Source organism: Thalassotalea sp. PP2-459, from assembly GCF_001913705.1.
In the GTDB taxonomy this organism is placed as follows: domain Bacteria; phylum Pseudomonadota; class Gammaproteobacteria; order Enterobacterales; family Alteromonadaceae; genus Thalassotalea_C; species Thalassotalea_C hakodatensis.
Genome location: NZ_MKQD01000085.1, coordinates 14,862 through 32,647 on the forward strand (window position 1 = coordinate 14,862; position 17,786 = coordinate 32,647).

Below are 17,786 nucleotides of genomic sequence, written 5' to 3' on the forward strand. Positions count from 1 at the left end.
TTGCAAATATACCGTACATTCAATTAATTAAAATTAAGGTCTACTGATCTTTCAAGATTAAATGTTGTTCGAACTAAACGCTTTTATTGCCATTTAACCTTCGTTATTGCTCTTTCATGTGGAAAAACCACACATTACTCGCAATGCTTTGTCTAAAGACTAAGAAAGACGCTAAACTATGAATCACCAGCAGAAAGATTTAATCAATGTGTTGTGTCCATCGGTTGATCTCACAGCCAAAAGCGGACCGTGATAAATATCCTTATATAATTCACTTATTCAATCTGCATAATCCACACCTGATGACACCTGTCTATCGTTGCAAAACAGAGTCACACCTACACCTTCTCAAATGAACACATTGTCGACAATTCAAAAGAGAAACAGCATTTAAATTGACCTAAATTCGTTTAGACCTTATTATTGTCGACAATAAGACGTAGGCGATAAAATAGGTGAAGATTAATTTGGATTCATATAATATTTTCGGAACGATCAATACGATTTTTATTATTGTTAGTTTGTATGGCGTGTTTTCTCAATTGAGAACGATATGGAAGAGAAAAGAGTCTGGTATTGAAAGCGAAAGGCCAACTGCACTTTTATCATTAAACCAATTTACAGTTAGCTACTTGGCATATTTGTCGTTCTTTATATACGGATATTCAATAGAACCGTTTAATCACTATATAGTCTGGCCGAGATTACTTGCTTCGGTATTAGTAGCGTTTATTTTGTTTGAAATTTGGCAAGACCGAAAATCTAAACACGCTAAGAGCACCTTTAGCTTAGCCTGTGCAACTTTACTATTTGCTATCGCAGGGTTATTTATGGGTGAAACAATAATCGATCAAGGAAAATATATTTCTACAACGATAATTGTTTTAGTAACAATCTTGATAGCTCAAGGTTATTACCACCAAATTAAGCTAATTATTAATTCAGGTAGTACAGGTGCTGTCGATTTAAAGATGAGTCAATTCATCTTTATGATGGATATTTCGACTATAGCTTTTGCTTTAAGTATGGGACTAAGCATAGGATGGCCATTGCTAGTGTTGGCGATTACCAGTGGTATGACTAAAGTCATTATTATGTTTTTATTCAAATGGGTAAAAATCAGTCCAACAGCCCAAAAGCGTAGAAATATTGTGGTAGCTTAAAATACGTTGGCCGACGGTTATTATATAATGTGGCGACCGTCTCTTGATCGCTCATAGCTGTCTGTCAGATGAGACATGAACCTATTTTCATCAACACTGTAAGATCAGATATGAGCTAATACACTTATAATAACCTGTCGTTCTATTTATTTTAAAGACTTCTACCAATGATACCATTTTGATTACTATTGGTAGACTTAATATAACTTTTCTTCTATTCTTCTGCGCCGTTTATCAACTCAGTTAACTGACCTAACTTGGCTAATACTTGCGCATGAATTGATTTTCTTGGATAGCGCCCCACACTGTTAATTTCTCCAGCGGTTTGACCCATTAATATTTCCATTGATTGATCTACATTATCAACCGCATAAATATGAAATTTCTTAGCTTTAACCGCGGCAATCACTTCAGGAGCTAACATTAAGTTTGTCGTGTTCGTTTTTGGAATAATTACCCCTTGCTGACCCGTTAAGCCTTTATCTTTGCAAAGACGATAAAACCCTTCTATTTTTTCATTAACCCCACCAATCGATTGCACTTCACCATGTTGGTTCATAGAACCCGTTATCGCTATTGCTTGTTCAATTGGAAGTTGAGCAATTGCAGAAATCAATGCACATAATTCAGCCATTGAAGCGCTATCACCATCAATGTGCCCATAAGATTGTTCTATCGCAATATTGGCTGAAATTGACACCGGCAGCTCACGCCCATATTTGTGGCCAATATAACCACTGAGTAATAATACACCTTTCGAATGTATCGATTTACCAAGATCGACTTCTCGTTCAATATCTGTAATGCCGTGACTCCCCGCATAGACGGTTGCTGTGATCCTAGCAGGAGTGCCAAACACGGTATCGCCAATTTCAAGTACCGTTAAACCATTCACTTTCCCTACTTGTTGGCCACATGTACTGATTAATACTTGTTCTTCTTTAATTTCATCTAGCCAAGCTTCACTGATGCGCCCGGTTCGTTTCTCTTTCGCTTTCATGGCTTGCAATACATGCTCAGCGGTTAATGGTGTGGTTAATTCTGCCTTGCGCCACAGGTAAGCAGACTCATCAAGTAGGTCATTCACTTGCACGATATTTGCTGATATTTTGTGTTGGTGTTCTGCACGCCTTAACGCATAGCGAATAAGCTCTAACACTGCACAGTCACTAAGTTCAGGGTATTTTTGCTGGTAAGCTCGTTGTCTTATAAGTTGAGCATATTCTAATAAACGCTCATCGCTGGTATCTAAATAACGGTCAAAATCTGCGAGTACACGAAAAAGCTCAGTAAATTCTTGATCGTAATCTTGAAGCATATAATAAATATCAGGATCTCCAAGCAGGACAACTTTTACTTGTAACGGTATTTTTTCTGGCTGAAGGCTTAACGAACCAGGTTGAGCAAATTCAGAATAGGGGTTTTCAATGGTTATTTCTTGGGTTTTTAACGCGAGTTTTAATTTTGCCCAAACTAAAGGCTGATTTAACAACTTCTCAGCTTCAAGTAATAAGTAACCACCATTCGCACGGTGTAAAGCTCCAGGGCGAATTAGCCGATAACTGGTATAAGTACTCCCTTGAAAGCTAGCAAAATCAACATGACCAAATAAGCGCTGGAAAGTAGGGTTTTGCTCATATACAACAGGCGCCCCCTCATGTTCATCACGCGCAACTAACAAGTTAGGCAAAAAGCGCTCAACCATTAATTTACGTGTATCTTTATCGTTTGGTTGTTGTTCTTCGTTTTCAACGACTAACAACTCTAGCACAACATCAACCACGTGATGTTTAACACTTGATAAGTACTTTAATACCCCGTCATTATTAGCAAACTCATCTTCTAATTCTTGCAAAAATGGACGAATACTTTGCTCTGCCGTTTCTTGCTTTAATTTGCGCAATTTATCTGACGAAATGCGTTTCCATTGTGGAAGTTCAATTAATTGTTCAGAAAGAATGTTTTCTAATTTCTCAAGCACGTCATAAAACGCATTGCGCTTGGCTTCATCTAATTTAGCAAACTCTTGATCGTTTAGTGGTTTACCATCATTTAAAGGGGCAAATGCTATTTCACCTGCTTCTTCATAAACCACCACTTCGTTTTCCAAAGCTAATGCTTCAACATGCGCAATCGCCTGATCGTACTTTCGATTAAACTCGCGATCTATTGCTGCTTTTTGTCGTTGATAGCTTGGGTTATCAAAAATTTCAGGAAATAAATCTAATAATTCATCAATAAAAGTGTTCATTCGTGCTAGTAACTGTTTACCATCACCAGGACTGACATATAGCTTATAAGGTGCATGAACATCATCAAAGTTATTGATATAACACCACTCATCAGGTGTATCTTGCTCGCTAGCAAATTTTGTGAGCATTTGTTTCACTAATGTTTGTCGACCCGTGCCATGCTCGCCCATCGCAAAAACATTAAACCCTCGCGTTTGCATAGATAAGCCAAATGCTAACGCTTCTTTTGCTCGTTGATGACCAAGAAATATCGATGATTGAGAAGAGTCTTGTGCGATGTTTTTGAAAAGCGATGCATCTAACTTTGCAGTTAATTTTTCCGGCGCCAATCGATATTGGCTAAGGCTTACGGTCATATTGATGATACCTGAGTACAGAAAGTAAATAGTTTACGGGCGGATGGTATTCATTTATACATGGCAAGGTAAACCATCCTTGATAACATTTATCAAGGCATAGTGTACTCTGAACTAAGGCAAAGTCGCAAAAAATACCTCTACTATGGCGTTAAACTTTTTCTAATAAAATGATCATGCCCACAATAGATGCATTTTTTTACTTCGGTCATATGCGTAACAGCAGTCGCCTTATGGCATTGTTGACATTCAAGCATTCCAAAGCCAATAACATCACCTTCTTGATATACACCGTCATGTTGAAAATCATCAGGAATTTCGGCCCATTCAACTTGTGATTTATCGGTAATATTTGCCATATTCGCCCAAAAAGATTCCTTCATTAATGATAAATAAATCGAATGCTTCGCCTCTTTTTGGTTCTGGGCATAAAACTCCTGTAGATCATATTTAAAATTTGCGACAAATTGTTTAACACGATCTTCCGGCAATTGTTCCATGGCCAACAGAATTGATTTTGCTTGCTCTACCAATTCAACAATTTGGGTGACTTCATGTTTTTTGACATCTGTGATCCAATCAGACATATCTTGATAAAAGTCAGAAAATCTATCTTTTTTCATCTTATCTTCCGTCAACGTTTTATTTTCATGAAAGTATAGCAGTTTTAGGCGTTATTGACCTTTAACTGTAGTAAGAAAAATCAAGTGTTTAACATTACATACGATTAAACATCATAAGCTTATCAATGGGTTTACCGTCGTTAACTTATATTCAGAATTTTCGCATAAAATAGCACCATATAAACTTGTCGCCATCACAGTAAATCATGTATTCTATAGCGATTATTAAATTACCTTTTTGATCTGAATTTCTTAACGCGGAATTCGCATCACTTCAAATTTTTGAGAACACCATTAATGGAATCCATTTATAATCCCCAAGCTATCGAAGCTGCAGTACAAAAACATTGGGCTGAGAACAAAACATTTAAAGCCGTTGAACAGCCAGGTAAAGAGAAATTTTATTGCTTATCTATGTTTCCTTACCCAAGTGGGAAATTACACATGGGACATGTACGCAATTACAGCCTAGGAGATGTAATTTCTCGCTACCAACGCTTGCAAGGCAAAAATGTGATGCAACCTATGGGGTGGGATTCATTTGGTTTACCTGCAGAAAACGCTGCGATAAAAAACAACTCAGCCCCTGCAAAATGGACTTACCAAAACATTGATTACATGAAAGGCCAACTTAAATCGTTAGGTTTTGGCTATGATTGGGATCGCGAATTAGCTACCTGCAAAAAAGATTATTATCGCTGGGAACAATGGTTCTTCACCAAATTATACGAAAAAGGTTTAGTGTATAAAAAGAATGCAACCGTTAACTGGGACCCTGTTGATCAAACAGTATTAGCCAACGAACAAGTAATCGACGGCCGCGGTTGGCGCTCAGGCGCAATTGTTGAACGCAAAGAAATACCGCAGTGGTTTATTAAAATTACCGACTACGCAGAAGAATTATTAAATGATCTAGATCAGTTAGAAGGCTGGCCGGAACAAGTAAAAACCATGCAAAAGAATTGGATTGGTCGTTCTCAAGGTGTTGAAATGACCTTTGACGTGCATAACAGCGATCAACAATTCGATATCTACACTACTCGCCCTGATACTGTGATGGGCGTAACGTATGTTGCTTTAGCAGCACAACACCCATTAGCACTTGAAGCAGCCAAATCAAATCAAGCGCTTGCCGCCTTTATTGATGAATGCAAGCAAAGCAAAGCAACAGAAGCTGATATTGCGACTATGGAAAAGAAAGGGGTTGATACCGGTTTAAAAGCTGTTCATCCACTTACAGGTGAGTTAGTCCCTGTTTGGGCAGCAAACTTTGTATTAATGGATTATGGTTCAGGCGCGGTAATGTCGGTACCTGGACATGATCAACGTGACTTCGAATTTGCTAAAAAATATGGCTTAACTATTAGCCAAGTAATTGCTGCGAGTGAAGGTGACGACATAGAGCGAGCTGCCATCCTAGAAAAAAACACCTTAGTAAATTCAAGTGAGTTTGACGGGTTATCATTCGAAGAAGCATTTAAGGCTATCTCTGATAAGTTAATCGCGTTAGGTAAAGGAAACATTAAAGTTAATTATCGCCTTCGCGATTGGGGGGTATCTCGTCAGCGTTATTGGGGATCACCTATCCCGATGATTAATCTTGAAAACGGTGAATCTGTACCTGTACCCGAAGATCAGCTACCCGTTGAATTACCTGAAGATGTCGTCATGAATGGCGTTACCTCGCCAATAAAAGATGATCCTCAGTGGGCAAAAACCACTTTTAATGGAGAAGCGGCCTTCAAGGAAACTGACACCTTTGATACGTTTATGGAGTCTTCTTGGTATTACGCACGCTTTTGTTCACCAGATGACGATACACAAATGCTAGATCCAGAAAAAGCGAACTACTGGTTACCAGTAGATCAATATGTTGGTGGTATTGAACATGCCATTTTGCACCTTTTATACGCACGCTTTTTCCATAAGTTATTACGTGATGTTGGTTTAGTAAATAGTGACGAGCCATTTAAAAGCTTGTTATGTCAAGGCATGGTGCTAGCAGATACCTATTATCGTGAAAGTGAGAATGGCGCTCAAGAGTGGATATCACCTTCAGATGTTGAAGTAGAACGTAACGAAAAAGGTGCCGTGACCAAAGCAACCAGTAAAATAGATGGTCAACCGGTTATGTCTGCTGGCATGAGTAAAATGTCAAAATCAAAGAATAACGGTATTGATCCACAAGAAGTCATTGACCTTTTTGGTGCGGATACTGTTCGTTTATTTATTATGTTTACGTCTCCACCTGAACAAACATTGGAATGGTCTGATTCAGGTGTTGAAGGCGCACATCGATTCTTAAAGCGTGTCTATAAATTGGCAGCAGATTTTAAAGCAAGTGGTAACGCTCCAGACTTAGCAGCAGTATCACTAAACAGTCAGCAAAAGACCTTACGTAGAGAACTACACAAAACCATTAACAAAGTCAGTGATGATATTGGCCGTAGAAACACATTTAATACTGCTATCGCTGCCATAATGGAGCTAATGAATCATTTAGCTAAAGCACCATTAACGAGTGAAGAAGATCGCGCAGTTATGCAAGAAGCGGTTCAAGCAGTGGTATTAATGTTGTCACCTATTGTACCTCACTTAGGTCATCATTTATGGCAAGAAATTGGCGATGGTACAATGATAGAAAATGCATCGTGGCCTGTTGTTGATCAAGCTGCATTGGTTGAAGATGAGAAGTTAATCATTGTGCAAGTAAACGGTAAGTTACGCGCTAAAATTACTGTGGCTGCTGATGCAACACAAGAAGCAGTTGAACAACTCGGTACGACAGAAGAAAATGTTGCTAAATTTATTGAAGGTAAAACGATTCGTAAAATTATTTACGTTCCCGGTAAACTACTAAATATTGTGGCGAATTAATGAGTGTAGTAAGTAGTAACTTACCCGTTAACATAAAGGTGTTCAGCATTATGCTGTTCACCTTCATGCTGACTGCCTGCGGCTTTCAATTGCGAGGAAATTATTTACTTGACCCCGAACTTCAACATTTACATGTAAGTTCGGTAGACAGATACGGTGAACTTACTCGTCTCACGATTCAACATTTACAGCGCAACCAAGTGATCGTAGCTAAACAGTTTGACAATACATTACCTGAGTTACGTATTTTAAAAGACACATTAGATCGAAGAACATTATCAGTATTTCCCAACGGACAAGTTGCAGAATACGAACTGATATATACCGTAAAATATCAATTACGATTTAAAGAACAAGACCCCCTTGATTTTCGTTTCGAATTAAATCGAGACTACCAAGACGACCCAGATATCGCGCTAGCAAAAAGTCGTGAATTATCCATGATGTTGAAAGAAATGCGTATTGAAGCAGCAGACAAAATATTACGTAACATGGCTAGTATACAACGCTAAATAAGAAGCAATTAATCACGTGAGAATTTATCATAATCAACTGACAGCGACTCTCAACAAACCTGCTGCACCTGTATGGCTGATTTTTGGTGATGAACCATGGCAAAAGTCGAACAGTATTTCAACGATAAAGCAACACTATAAACAGCAAGGCTTCGATGAAATAATTCAGTTTACCGTTGATGATAAATTTGATTGGTCGCAGTTAGTTCAAGAGTATCAAGCCATGAGTTTATTCGCCAGCTTACGAATCATCGAACTTGAATTATTGACAAACAAAATTGGTGATACGGGTAGCAAGATACTCACTGACATTGCTCAACAGCTGGTGCCCGATGTTTTATTATTAATACATGGCAACAAACTTGATGCCCCAACACAAAAGCGTAAATGGGTTAAAGCATTAGAATCAAACGGCTGTTTTCTTCCCTTGTATGATATTGAAGGAAAACACCTACAACAGTGGGTGCAAAAACAAGCACGGTTATATCAAGTTAATATGCTACCTGATGTTATGCTATTACTGGCTGAACTGTTCGAGGGCAATTTACATGCGCTTGATCAAGAACTGCAAAAGCTTGCTATTTTATTTGGACAACAGTTAATTACCACTGAGCAAGCAGAACAGTTGTTGATAAAACAAGCGAAATTCAACCCGTTTCAACTCATAGATGCCATGCTGATAGGAGATGTATCAAAATGTATAAATATACTCGACCAATTGCAGCATGATGGTACGTCTGCTGGCCAGCTATTATGGTTTATCCATAAAGAAATTAAACAATTAAACCATATGCAAGAGCAAATTGCTTCTGGACAAGACATTCAAACTATCTTCAAAGAATATCGCATTTGGGATAAACGAAAACCACTTTATCAAAAAGCCTTAAACACCATGACATCACAACACTTAGCCATTGCATTAGCAAGGGTAGCAGAGGTTGATCTAACCATGAAAACAACTAGTGATTTCAATGTATTTATTCTCTTAGCAGATGTAATTACTACGTTATACTACGGTGAAACAACGAAAGGCTTGTCATTGAATTATGAGTATGGCGACGCATAATTTAACCAAACAACGAATTGGTATTCTAGGTGGCACGTTTGATCCAATCCATAACGGCCATTTATATCCCGCTATCGCTTGTATCGATACATTAGCCCTGGATCAGTTATTACTTTTACCCGCGCATATTCCGCCGCATAAAAATACCACCGTTGCCAGCCCAGAACACCGAAAAAACATGGTCGCGTTAGCAAGCAAAACCCATAAAAAATGTCAGTTAGATGCAAGAGAGCTTTTACGTGATACCCCTTCGTACACAGTTGAAACCCTCAAAGAAATAAGCCAACAACAGCCCAATTGGCAACTTTTCTTTATTATTGGCATGGATTCATTGCTTACATTTACCTCATGGTTTCAATGGCGGGACATTTTAAAATATTGTCACTTAATTGTTACCGTTAGGCCGGGGTATCAACGAGATACTTTAAGTAAGGAAAACCTAAAACTACTCCGTCCGTTTTTTACCCATAACCACCTAAGGCTCACAACGACTCACGCAGGTTTAATTGGCTTTGTACAACAAAAATCGTTTGATATTTCTTCTACTAACATTCGACATTCAATTCGTGACGGCGAAATTAATCAAAATGATATGCCTAAAGAAGTTGCCAACTATATTTTCCAACACAATTTGTATCGTTAAGCCGCTTTTCACCTATTAACCTAGTGTTAGATTAGTGCTATTATTCAGATATATTTCACTACTAAAGAGACGAAACGTTGCAGATAGACGCAATTGCCACATTTATTGTAGATAAAATTGATGATTTAAAAGGTAGAGATATCACGTCAATTAACATTAGCCAAAAATCAGACTTCGCCGATTATATGATTATCGCCTCGGGTAACTCTACTCGACACGTAAAATCAATCGCCCAGCACGTTATTATGGAGTGTCGTGCAGAATCCATTGAGCCTTTAGGCATCGAAGGAAATGATACTGGTGAATGGTGTTTAGTTGATTTAGGTGATGTTATTGTTCACATCATGACGGATGAAACGCGAGACACTTATCAACTAGAACAGCTTTGGGAAGCCTAATTATTTATGCGCATAACGCTGTTTGCTGTTGGTAATAAAATGCCAGCTTGGATTACCCAAGGTTTTGCTGAATACCAAAGGCGATTTCCTCGTGACTTATCCTTTGAACTGGTAGAAATAACACCAGGAAAACGCGGTAAAAACGCCGATATTGCGAGGATCCTTGAAAAAGAAGGTCAGCAAATGCTAGCGGCCATCCCTAAAGGTAGTAAGATCGTGACCTTAGAAGTAACGGGTAAGCCGCTGACAACGCCACAACTCGCACAGCATTTAGAAAAGTGGCAGCTAGATGGCCGTGATGTTGCACTGCTTGTTGGGGGGCCTGAAGGGCTAGCGCCAGCTTGTATTCAAGCTTCAGAACAAAAGTGGTCACTGTCACCATTAACTTTGCCACACCCTATGGTCCGCGTATTAATAGCTGAAAGCTTATACAGAGCTTGGAGCATTAACAACAACCATCCTTACCATAGAGAGTAGCAATGGTTAAGCAGCCTAGGGTCGCCATTAGAAACCACACTGCAGAAGCAAATTTATTTGCGCGACGTTCCTTCATCGCATTATTAGGTGTGGCTATCATGTTGTTGGTGTTATTTAGTAAAGCCTACAACTTGCAAATAAGCTCCTTTGAAAATTACCAAACACGTTCAAACTCTAATCGTATAAAGCTATTACCCGTGGCACCAAACCGTGGCTTAATTTACGATAGAAATGGCGTGTTACTTGCCGAAAATAAACCTGTTTATAGTATTGAGTTGATTCCCGAGCAAATAAAAGATCTCAAAAAAACCGTAACCGAAGTCAGTCAATTATTAGGCATTTCAGCCGAAAAACAAGAAAAGCTTTTTAAATCTCTACGCAGTAAACGCCGATTTAAGCCGATAGAGCTATTATCGCGTTTAAGTGATCAACAAGTTGCTTTATTTTCTGTGAATCAACATAAATTTCCAGGTGTTTTCATAGAAGCACGGTTAAAGCGCTATTACCCGTTTGCTGATTTAACAACACATTCATTAGGTTACGTTGCACGAATTAATCGTCGAGATGCTATTAAACTAGAGGAACAAGGTAAAGAAGAAAATTACAAAGCCACACGCAATATTGGCAAGCTCGGGTTAGAAAAATTTTATCAAGATGAGTTACATGGTGAAGTGGGTCATCAAGAGGTAGAAATTAATAATCAAGGCCGAGTTATACGTACCCTGAATTTCACCCCCCCTGTGCCAGGAAAAGACTTAACGTTAACCCTCGATATCGAATTGCAAATGATTGCCAAACGCGCATTATCTGGAAAACGAGGGGCAATCGTAGCTATCGACCCCCGTGATGGTGGTGTGTTAGCTATGTATTCCAACCCGAGTTACAACGGGAATTTATTTGTTCATGGTATCAGCACTAAAAATTACGGCAAACTATTAAGTTCAAAAGATCGGCCCTTAATAAATCGTACAGTACAAGGTTATCCACCAGCATCAACCATAAAACCATTACTTGCGTTAACAGGCTTAGAAGACGGCGTGATCACCCCTGAAACCGAAATATACGACCCAGGTTTTTACCAATTAAAAGGGGTTAAAAATAAACGACGTGATTGGAAGAAATGGGGTCACGGCAAAGTCAATTTATCGAAGTCACTCGAACAATCCTGTAATGTTTATTATTATGATTTAGCCTATAAATTAGGCATTACGAAAATTGCACGCATGATGGAAAAGTTCGGCTTTGGCGAATACACTGGCATTGATATTTATGAAGAAAACAGAGCCATTATGCCCAGTGTAGAATGGAAACGTGCGAGATATAATCAACCATGGTATACCGGTGAAACGTTATCAGTAGGCATTGGACAAAGTTTTTGGACAGTTACCCCATTACAACTTGCTCAAGCTATTTCAATTTTAGCGAATAAAGGGCGAATAAAAGTTCCACATTTAGTCAAAGCAAAAACAACCTATGACTCTCAAGATGCTACCGCAACAGAACAAACCAGTCGCATTGAAAATATTCCCGTAGATGAAAAACCTCCTATCGTGCTAAAAGATGATAAAAACTGGGACTATGTGCTAGATGGTTTGCACAATACGGTACAAAATAAAGGCGCTACAGGTTACAAAGCTTTTATCGGCCACAAATATGATGCTGCGGGTAAAACAGGTTCCGCACAAACCGCGAATTTAGCGCAGGACGAAAAATACGACGCTGAATCAACACAAGAAAACCAACGTGATAATGCCATGTTTATTGCTTTTGCACCCTATGAGAACCCTGAAATTGTTGTAGCCGTTGCGATAGAAAACGTTGCTGAAGGTGGTGGAGCAACAAACGCTGCACCTGTAGCAAGGCAAATACTCGATCAATACTTCGGTGATCGTGTGATTGTGAGCAAAAATCCGCATCCACTTCATGATAATACCTACGGTGTCGATGATGATTAACGACTACCTAGCAGTAAGAGGCTTTTAATGCGTTCTCATAAACACGATCAACAAGCACAGCGTTCGTTTTGGCAAATGTTACATATAGATATGCCATTATTGTTAGGGTTAATGTGCTTAATTATCTTAGGTGGCTTTATTGTTTACAGCGCAAGTGGTGGTGATAGCGCTACAGTGATCAGGCATATAAAGCGCCTAAGTATCGCCTTTGTTGCCATGTTTATTATCGCGCAAATCCCTCCATTAGTCTGGCGAAAATGGGCTGTACCAATGTATATTGTAGGTATAGGACTGCTCGTGGCTGTGTTAGCCTTTGGCCATGTGGGGAAAGGTGCCCAGCGCTGGTTAAATTTAGGCTTTGTAAGTTTTCAGCCCTCTGAAATTATGAAGCTTATTGTCCCTATAACCATTGCTTGGTTTATTAGTCAATATGACCTACCCACTAAATTTAAGCATATTATCATTGCCTTTATTATGGTGATTGTTCCAACATTGTTAATTGCCAAACAACCTGACTTAGGTACATCACTGTTAATAGCAAGTTCTGGGGTATTTGTTATTTTTCTTGCGGGTGCTAGTTGGAAACTTATCGGTGGTTGTGCCGTACTCGGTTCTGCCTTTGCCCCAATTTTATGGATGTTTTTGATGAAAGATTATCAAAAACAACGCGTATTAACGTTCTTAAACCCTGAACAAGATCCATTAGGTTCAGGTTACCATATCATTCAATCTAAAATTGCTATTGGTTCTGGTGGTTTAAATGGTAAAGGCTGGATGCAAGGCACGCAATCACAACTTGAGTTTCTACCTGAACGACACACTGATTTTATTTTTGCGGTATTTAGTGAAGAATTTGGCTTAGTTGGAGTAACATTATTACTCGTAGTATATTTAGCCATTGTCATGCGAGGACTTTGGATTGCTGTTAATGCACAACATGCCTTTACTAAACTTTTAGCTGGTAGTATTACCTTAACCTTTTTTGTTTATGTTTTTGTCAATATAGGCATGGTTTCTGGATTATTACCCGTAGTCGGTGTACCACTACCTTTGGTAAGCTATGGCGGTACATCTATGGTCACATTGATGGCTGGGTTTGGCATTTTAATGGCCATTGGTACTCATAGACGATTTATTATGTAATATGACTTATACAAACTTTCTTTTCATTATTGTTTTTATTGTATTAATGGGCTGTAGCGCACAACAAGGACGCTATCAACACCATCACGATAGCTCACCAACTAGGAAACCTAGTGCTGTAGAGTTACAAGACGCGATACCAAGAGTTGAGAAAAAAAGTAGAGGGGGAAATCGAAACTATACCGTTAGAGGTATTCAGTATGAGGTACTTGATAACGCTACCAACTTTAAACAACAAGGTGAAGCGTCTTGGTACGGTAAAAAATTTCACGGGCACTTAACCTCAAATGGTGAAATTTATAATATGTACGGTATGAGTGCCGCCCATAAAAACTTACCCCTACCAACGTACGTAAGAGTGACCAACCTCGCTAATAATAAATCGGTCATTGTTCGAGTAAATGACCGTGGTCCTTTCCATAAAGATCGTGTAATTGACCTTTCATATAGCGCCGCATATAAATTAGATATGCTTAAAACAGGTACTGCACAAGTGACTGTCGAAGCGATTAGTAATATCAATCAAGAAGCCACGGTGGTTAATAAAGAAAAAGCGCATTATATCCAAGTATTTGCCACTAAAAACGCAACGCAAGCCAATAAAACAGCCACTAAAATCAGCTCATTATTTAATTATCCCACCAAAGCGAAACAAGAAAGTGGCTATTACAAAGTTCATATTGGCCCTATTAAAGAAAAAACAGTCATTACCATGCTGTTAGAACAGCTAAAGACGCAAGGCTACCCATCTGCTTTTACCGTAAAATATTAATGAGCGGAGTATTATCAAACCACGCTAGTAAGCAGAAAACCTATCGGACGTGTCAGCGATAAAGTAAAACATCAAAAGATACAAATTCCTCGGTGTTACAACGTAGTAATCGCCTACAAAACTGGTATACTTTTGAAAACTGGTGTTCGGGTGAATGTTCAATAAACTCGGTTATTCTACTGTATTACATAAATTTCAAGTTATAAAAGGTTAATTATGCCATCATCTTTGGTAAAAAAAATAACGACAAAGGGTAAAAAGTTACTCACATTTGTTGGTTGTATCGCTTTCTCAATTTCATCACTTAGTCATGCTTCAGCAATTATTCCTTCTCCTCCTCAAATTAATGCTAAAGGGCATATTTTAGTTGATTTCACTACGGGTAAAGTTATCGCTGAAGGAAATGCTGATATTTTACTAGCACCAGCCAGTTTAACTAAAATTATGACAAGCTACATTGTCGGTAAAGAGCTACAATCAGGAAATATCAAAAATAATGACCCTGTTAAAATTAGCAAAAATGCTTGGGCAACAGGTAATCCTGTTTTTAAAGGCTCGTCATTAATGTTTTTAGAAGTGGGTAAAGAAGTCCCTATTCATGAAATAAACCAAGGGATTATTGTCGCTTCGGGTAATGACGCTTGTGTCGCCATTGCCGAGCATATTGCAGGCAGTGAAGACGCATTCGCCGATATGATGAACGCTTATGCAGAGCAACTCGGGATGAGCAGTAGTTATTTTGAAAATAGCCATGGTTTAGATAGCACAGAGCATAAAACCACAGCAAGAGATATGGCAACGTTAGCTAAAGCATTAATCCGTGATGTTCCAGAAGAGTATGAGCTTTATAAACAAAAGTCTTACACTTATAACGGCATTAAAACAGTAAACCGTAACGGGCTTTTATGGGATAAAAGCATGAATGTAGATGGTTTAAAAACAGGTCATACCGCTCAGGCTGGCTACAGCTTAGTTAGCTCAGCGACCAAAGGCGACATGCGTTTAATCAGTGTTGTGATGGGTGCAAATAGTGAACGTTCACGTCTTGTTGAAAGTAGAAAATTATTAAATTACGGATTCCGATTTTTCGAAACTTATACGCCCTATAAAGCAGGTGAAACGTTCGCAACAAATCGCGTATGGATGGGTGATAAAAAAGAAGTTGAGTTAGGTATACTTGAAGATACCCCCATTACTATTCCTCGCGGCCAACGTAAAAACCTTAAAGCTAATTTTGAGTTAAAAAAACAACTCGTTGCGCCATTAACAAAAGGTGAAGTCGTTGGCACGGTATTCTTACAACTTGACGGTGAAGATATCGGCCAATACCCAATGGTTACGTTACAAGAAATCAATGAAGGCGGGATGTTTGATCGTTTAGTTGACTACATAAAGCTTCAATTTACTAATTAAACGAAGTACAATATAATCTAGGTACATTTGTTGAAAAGTACTACTTAATATAAAGCACCTTCGGGTGCTTTATTGGTTCTGTGTGGTTAATTTTACACCCCTACTTGAAATTCTCTTTAAAAGCACCATTTTGCTCTGCAAGAAACAATGTTAAAATAGCCGAAATTTTGCTTAGCCTGATAATTCAGCTCTTTGATATTAAGCAAACACTTTAATGAGCACCGTAATGAAAACCAAATTTGATGAACTATTAGAATTTCCGACAGTATTAAACTTCAAAGTCATGGGCGTTGCTTGCGATGAACTGCCAGACCTTGTTGTTGCGGAACTTCAAAAACATACACCTGGCGACTATTCGCCTACCATCAAGCCAAGCTCTAAAGGAAATTATCACTCTGTCTCTGTGGCTGTTACCGTAACAAGTAAAGAACATATCGAACTTATCTATAAAACGCTCAATGATATTGAGCCAGTGCGATACGTACTGTAGCGATTGGCATTCATGACGGACATTAATCAACAATTGGTCATTCGGCAATTAGATCAAACTGACTACACCACTGTGTGGCAAGCCATGAAAGACTTTACCGATACAAGGGGCGACAGTACCCCTGACGAACTGTGGTTAGTCGAGCATCCTGCAGTATTTACCCAAGGTCAAGCAGGAAAAGAAGAACACTTGCTCATGCCAGGTGATATACCTGTGGTAAAAGTCGACCGTGGTGGTCAAGTGACTTATCATGGCCCAGGTCAGCAAGTAATGTACTTTATGATCAACTTGCGTAGAAAAAAAATGGGGGTACGTGAACTGGTGACATTAATTGAACATGGTATCATTGCAACCATGGCTGATTTTAATGTAAAAGCTTACGCAAAACCTGATGCGCCTGGCGTTTATGTTGATAATAAAAAAATTGCGTCATTAGGATTACGTGTTCGTAAAGGGTGTTCTTTCCATGGTCTAGCACTCAACATAAATATGGACTTATCACCCTTTTTACGCATTAACCCTTGTGGTTACGCAGGCTTAGAAATGTTACAAAGTGCAGATATCTGTGCATTAAAAACGGTTGAACAAGCAGGTGAAACGCTTGTAAAACATATGTCGGCGTTACTTAACGCAAATACACTCAGTTATAAAACCGGTTTGGAGTCATTACATGACCATTAAATCTTCACGTATTGAACCTGGTACGAAACTACGCGACGCCGATAAAATGGCGCATATTCCCATTAAAGTAATGCCCTCTGAGCGTGAAACCATGCTACGTAAACCAGAATGGTTACGCATAAAATTACCCAGAACCACAGAAAAAATTGATCAAGTAAAAGCAGGGTTAAGAAAACACGGTCTTCATTCAGTTTGTGAAGAAGCATCATGCCCTAACTTATCAGAGTGCTTTAATCATGGCACAGCAACTTTTATGATCTTAGGTGATATTTGTACCAGACGTTGCCCATTTTGTGATGTCGCTCACGGTAGACCATTGAAGCCCGATGCGGAAGAGCCAAAAAAATTAGCGCTCACACTAAAAGACATGGCACTTAAATACGTGGTGATCACTTCAGTAGATCGTGACGATTTACGTGATGGTGGCGCGCATCAGTTTACCGAATGTATTCGAGAAATTGCTGAACATGCACCGCATACTAAAGTAGAAATTTTAGTACCTGATTTTCGCGGCCGTATGGATCGCGCATTAGACGTATTAAATCAACATCCACCGCATGTATTTAATCATAACTTAGAAACGGCACCACGTTTATATACTAAGGCAAGACCTGGCGCAAACTACCAATGGTCGTTAGATTTACTGAAAAAGTTTGGTGAAGCAAATCCTAACGTACCAACAAAATCTGGTTTAATGGTAGGCTTAGGTGAAACTAATGAAGAAATTCTTCAAGTAATGCGTGATTTACGCGCCCACGGTGTCACTATGTTAACCATTGGGCAATACTTGCAACCGAGTAAAGATCACCTGCCTGTTGAACGCTATGTTCACCCTGATGATTTCGATATGTTCCAAAAAGAGGCGATGAAAATGGGCTTTGAACATGCTGCCTGTGGTCCTTTAGTGCGCTCATCGTATCATGCTGACAAACAAGCTGCTGGTGAAGAAGTTAAATAAAGAT

General features: G+C 38.9%; 16 protein-coding genes. 14 read left to right on the plus strand and 2 right to left on the minus strand.

The window, feature by feature from the left end:
* Positions 1-467: 467 nt before the first annotated feature.
* On the plus strand, positions 468-1,163 hold the full coding sequence (locus BI291_RS17290) for a hypothetical protein (protein ID WP_074500551.1): 696 nt from the start codon (positions 468-470) through the stop codon (positions 1,161-1,163).
* 214 nt (positions 1,164-1,377) lie between these two features.
* Here the strand turns inward: BI291_RS17290 and BI291_RS17295 are convergent, their stop codons facing one another.
* On the minus strand, positions 1,378-3,771 hold the full coding sequence (locus tag BI291_RS17295) for an ATP-binding protein (RefSeq protein WP_074500552.1): 2,394 nt from the start codon (positions 3,769-3,771) through the stop codon (positions 1,378-1,380).
* Between the two features lie 143 nt (positions 3,772-3,914).
* Complete coding sequence (locus tag BI291_RS17300; protein ID WP_074500553.1) at positions 3,915-4,394, minus strand: hypothetical protein; 480 nt, start codon at positions 4,392-4,394, stop codon at positions 3,915-3,917.
* A gap of 297 nt (positions 4,395-4,691) precedes the next feature.
* On the opposite strand from BI291_RS17300, the gene leuS reads away from it, so the two are divergent.
* The 13 genes from leuS (at position 4,692) to lipA (ending at position 17,782) form a co-directional block, all read left to right on the plus strand.
* Entirely contained in the window at positions 4,692-7,271 is a 2,580-nt protein-coding gene (leuS, locus tag BI291_RS17305; protein ID WP_074500554.1) for a leucine--tRNA ligase, read from the plus strand.
* Positions 7,271-7,783, plus strand: coding sequence for an LPS assembly lipoprotein LptE (gene lptE / locus BI291_RS17310; RefSeq protein ID WP_074500555.1), 513 nt, complete (start codon positions 7,271-7,273; stop codon positions 7,781-7,783). The genes leuS and lptE overlap by 1 nt, the downstream gene beginning before the upstream one ends.
* Before the next feature lie 19 nt (positions 7,784-7,802).
* Positions 7,803-8,852, plus strand: coding sequence for a DNA polymerase III subunit delta (gene holA, locus BI291_RS17315; protein ID WP_074500556.1), 1,050 nt, complete (start codon positions 7,803-7,805; stop codon positions 8,850-8,852).
* On the plus strand, positions 8,839-9,495 hold the full coding sequence (gene nadD, locus BI291_RS17320; RefSeq protein WP_175573148.1) for a nicotinate-nucleotide adenylyltransferase: 657 nt from the start codon (positions 8,839-8,841) through the stop codon (positions 9,493-9,495). Before holA ends, nadD begins: the two co-directional genes overlap by 14 nt.
* Before the next feature lie 77 nt (positions 9,496-9,572).
* Complete coding sequence (gene rsfS / locus BI291_RS17325; protein ID WP_074500558.1) at positions 9,573-9,893, plus strand: ribosome silencing factor; 321 nt, start codon at positions 9,573-9,575, stop codon at positions 9,891-9,893.
* Positions 9,894-9,899: 6 nt separating this feature from the next.
* The gene (rlmH, locus tag BI291_RS17330) at positions 9,900-10,370 is read left to right on the plus strand and encodes a 23S rRNA (pseudouridine(1915)-N(3))-methyltransferase RlmH (RefSeq protein ID WP_074500559.1); all 471 of its coding nucleotides are present in this window, start codon (positions 9,900-9,902) and stop codon (positions 10,368-10,370) included.
* Between the two features lie 2 nt (positions 10,371-10,372).
* Positions 10,373-12,325 (plus strand): penicillin-binding protein 2, encoded by a 1,953-nt coding sequence (mrdA, locus tag BI291_RS17335; protein WP_074500560.1) that lies wholly within the window; start codon positions 10,373-10,375, stop codon positions 12,323-12,325.
* 27 nt (positions 12,326-12,352) lie between these two features.
* Positions 12,353-13,468: a rod shape-determining protein RodA gene (gene rodA / locus BI291_RS17340; protein WP_074500561.1), complete on the plus strand. Its 1,116-nt coding sequence runs from the start codon at positions 12,353-12,355 to the stop codon at positions 13,466-13,468.
* Between the two features lies 1 nt (position 13,469).
* Positions 13,470-14,240 carry a septal ring lytic transglycosylase RlpA family protein gene (locus BI291_RS18715; RefSeq protein WP_074500562.1) on the plus strand — a complete coding sequence of 257 codons (771 nt, stop codon included), beginning with the start codon at positions 13,470-13,472 and terminating at the stop codon, positions 14,238-14,240.
* Positions 14,241-14,456: 216 nt separating this feature from the next.
* Positions 14,457-15,653: a serine hydrolase gene (locus BI291_RS17350; RefSeq protein ID WP_083602158.1), complete on the plus strand. Its 1,197-nt coding sequence runs from the start codon at positions 14,457-14,459 to the stop codon at positions 15,651-15,653.
* Between the two features lie 226 nt (positions 15,654-15,879).
* Positions 15,880-16,143: a DUF493 family protein YbeD gene (gene ybeD / locus BI291_RS17355; RefSeq protein ID WP_074500563.1), complete on the plus strand. Its 264-nt coding sequence runs from the start codon at positions 15,880-15,882 to the stop codon at positions 16,141-16,143.
* Positions 16,144-16,155: 12 nt separating this feature from the next.
* Positions 16,156-16,824: a lipoyl(octanoyl) transferase LipB gene (lipB, locus tag BI291_RS17360; protein ID WP_074500564.1), complete on the plus strand. Its 669-nt coding sequence runs from the start codon at positions 16,156-16,158 to the stop codon at positions 16,822-16,824.
* On the plus strand, positions 16,814-17,782 hold the full coding sequence (lipA, locus tag BI291_RS17365) for a lipoyl synthase (protein ID WP_074500565.1): 969 nt from the start codon (positions 16,814-16,816) through the stop codon (positions 17,780-17,782). The genes lipB and lipA overlap by 11 nt, the downstream gene beginning before the upstream one ends.
* The last annotated feature ends 4 nt before the right edge of the window (positions 17,783-17,786 follow it).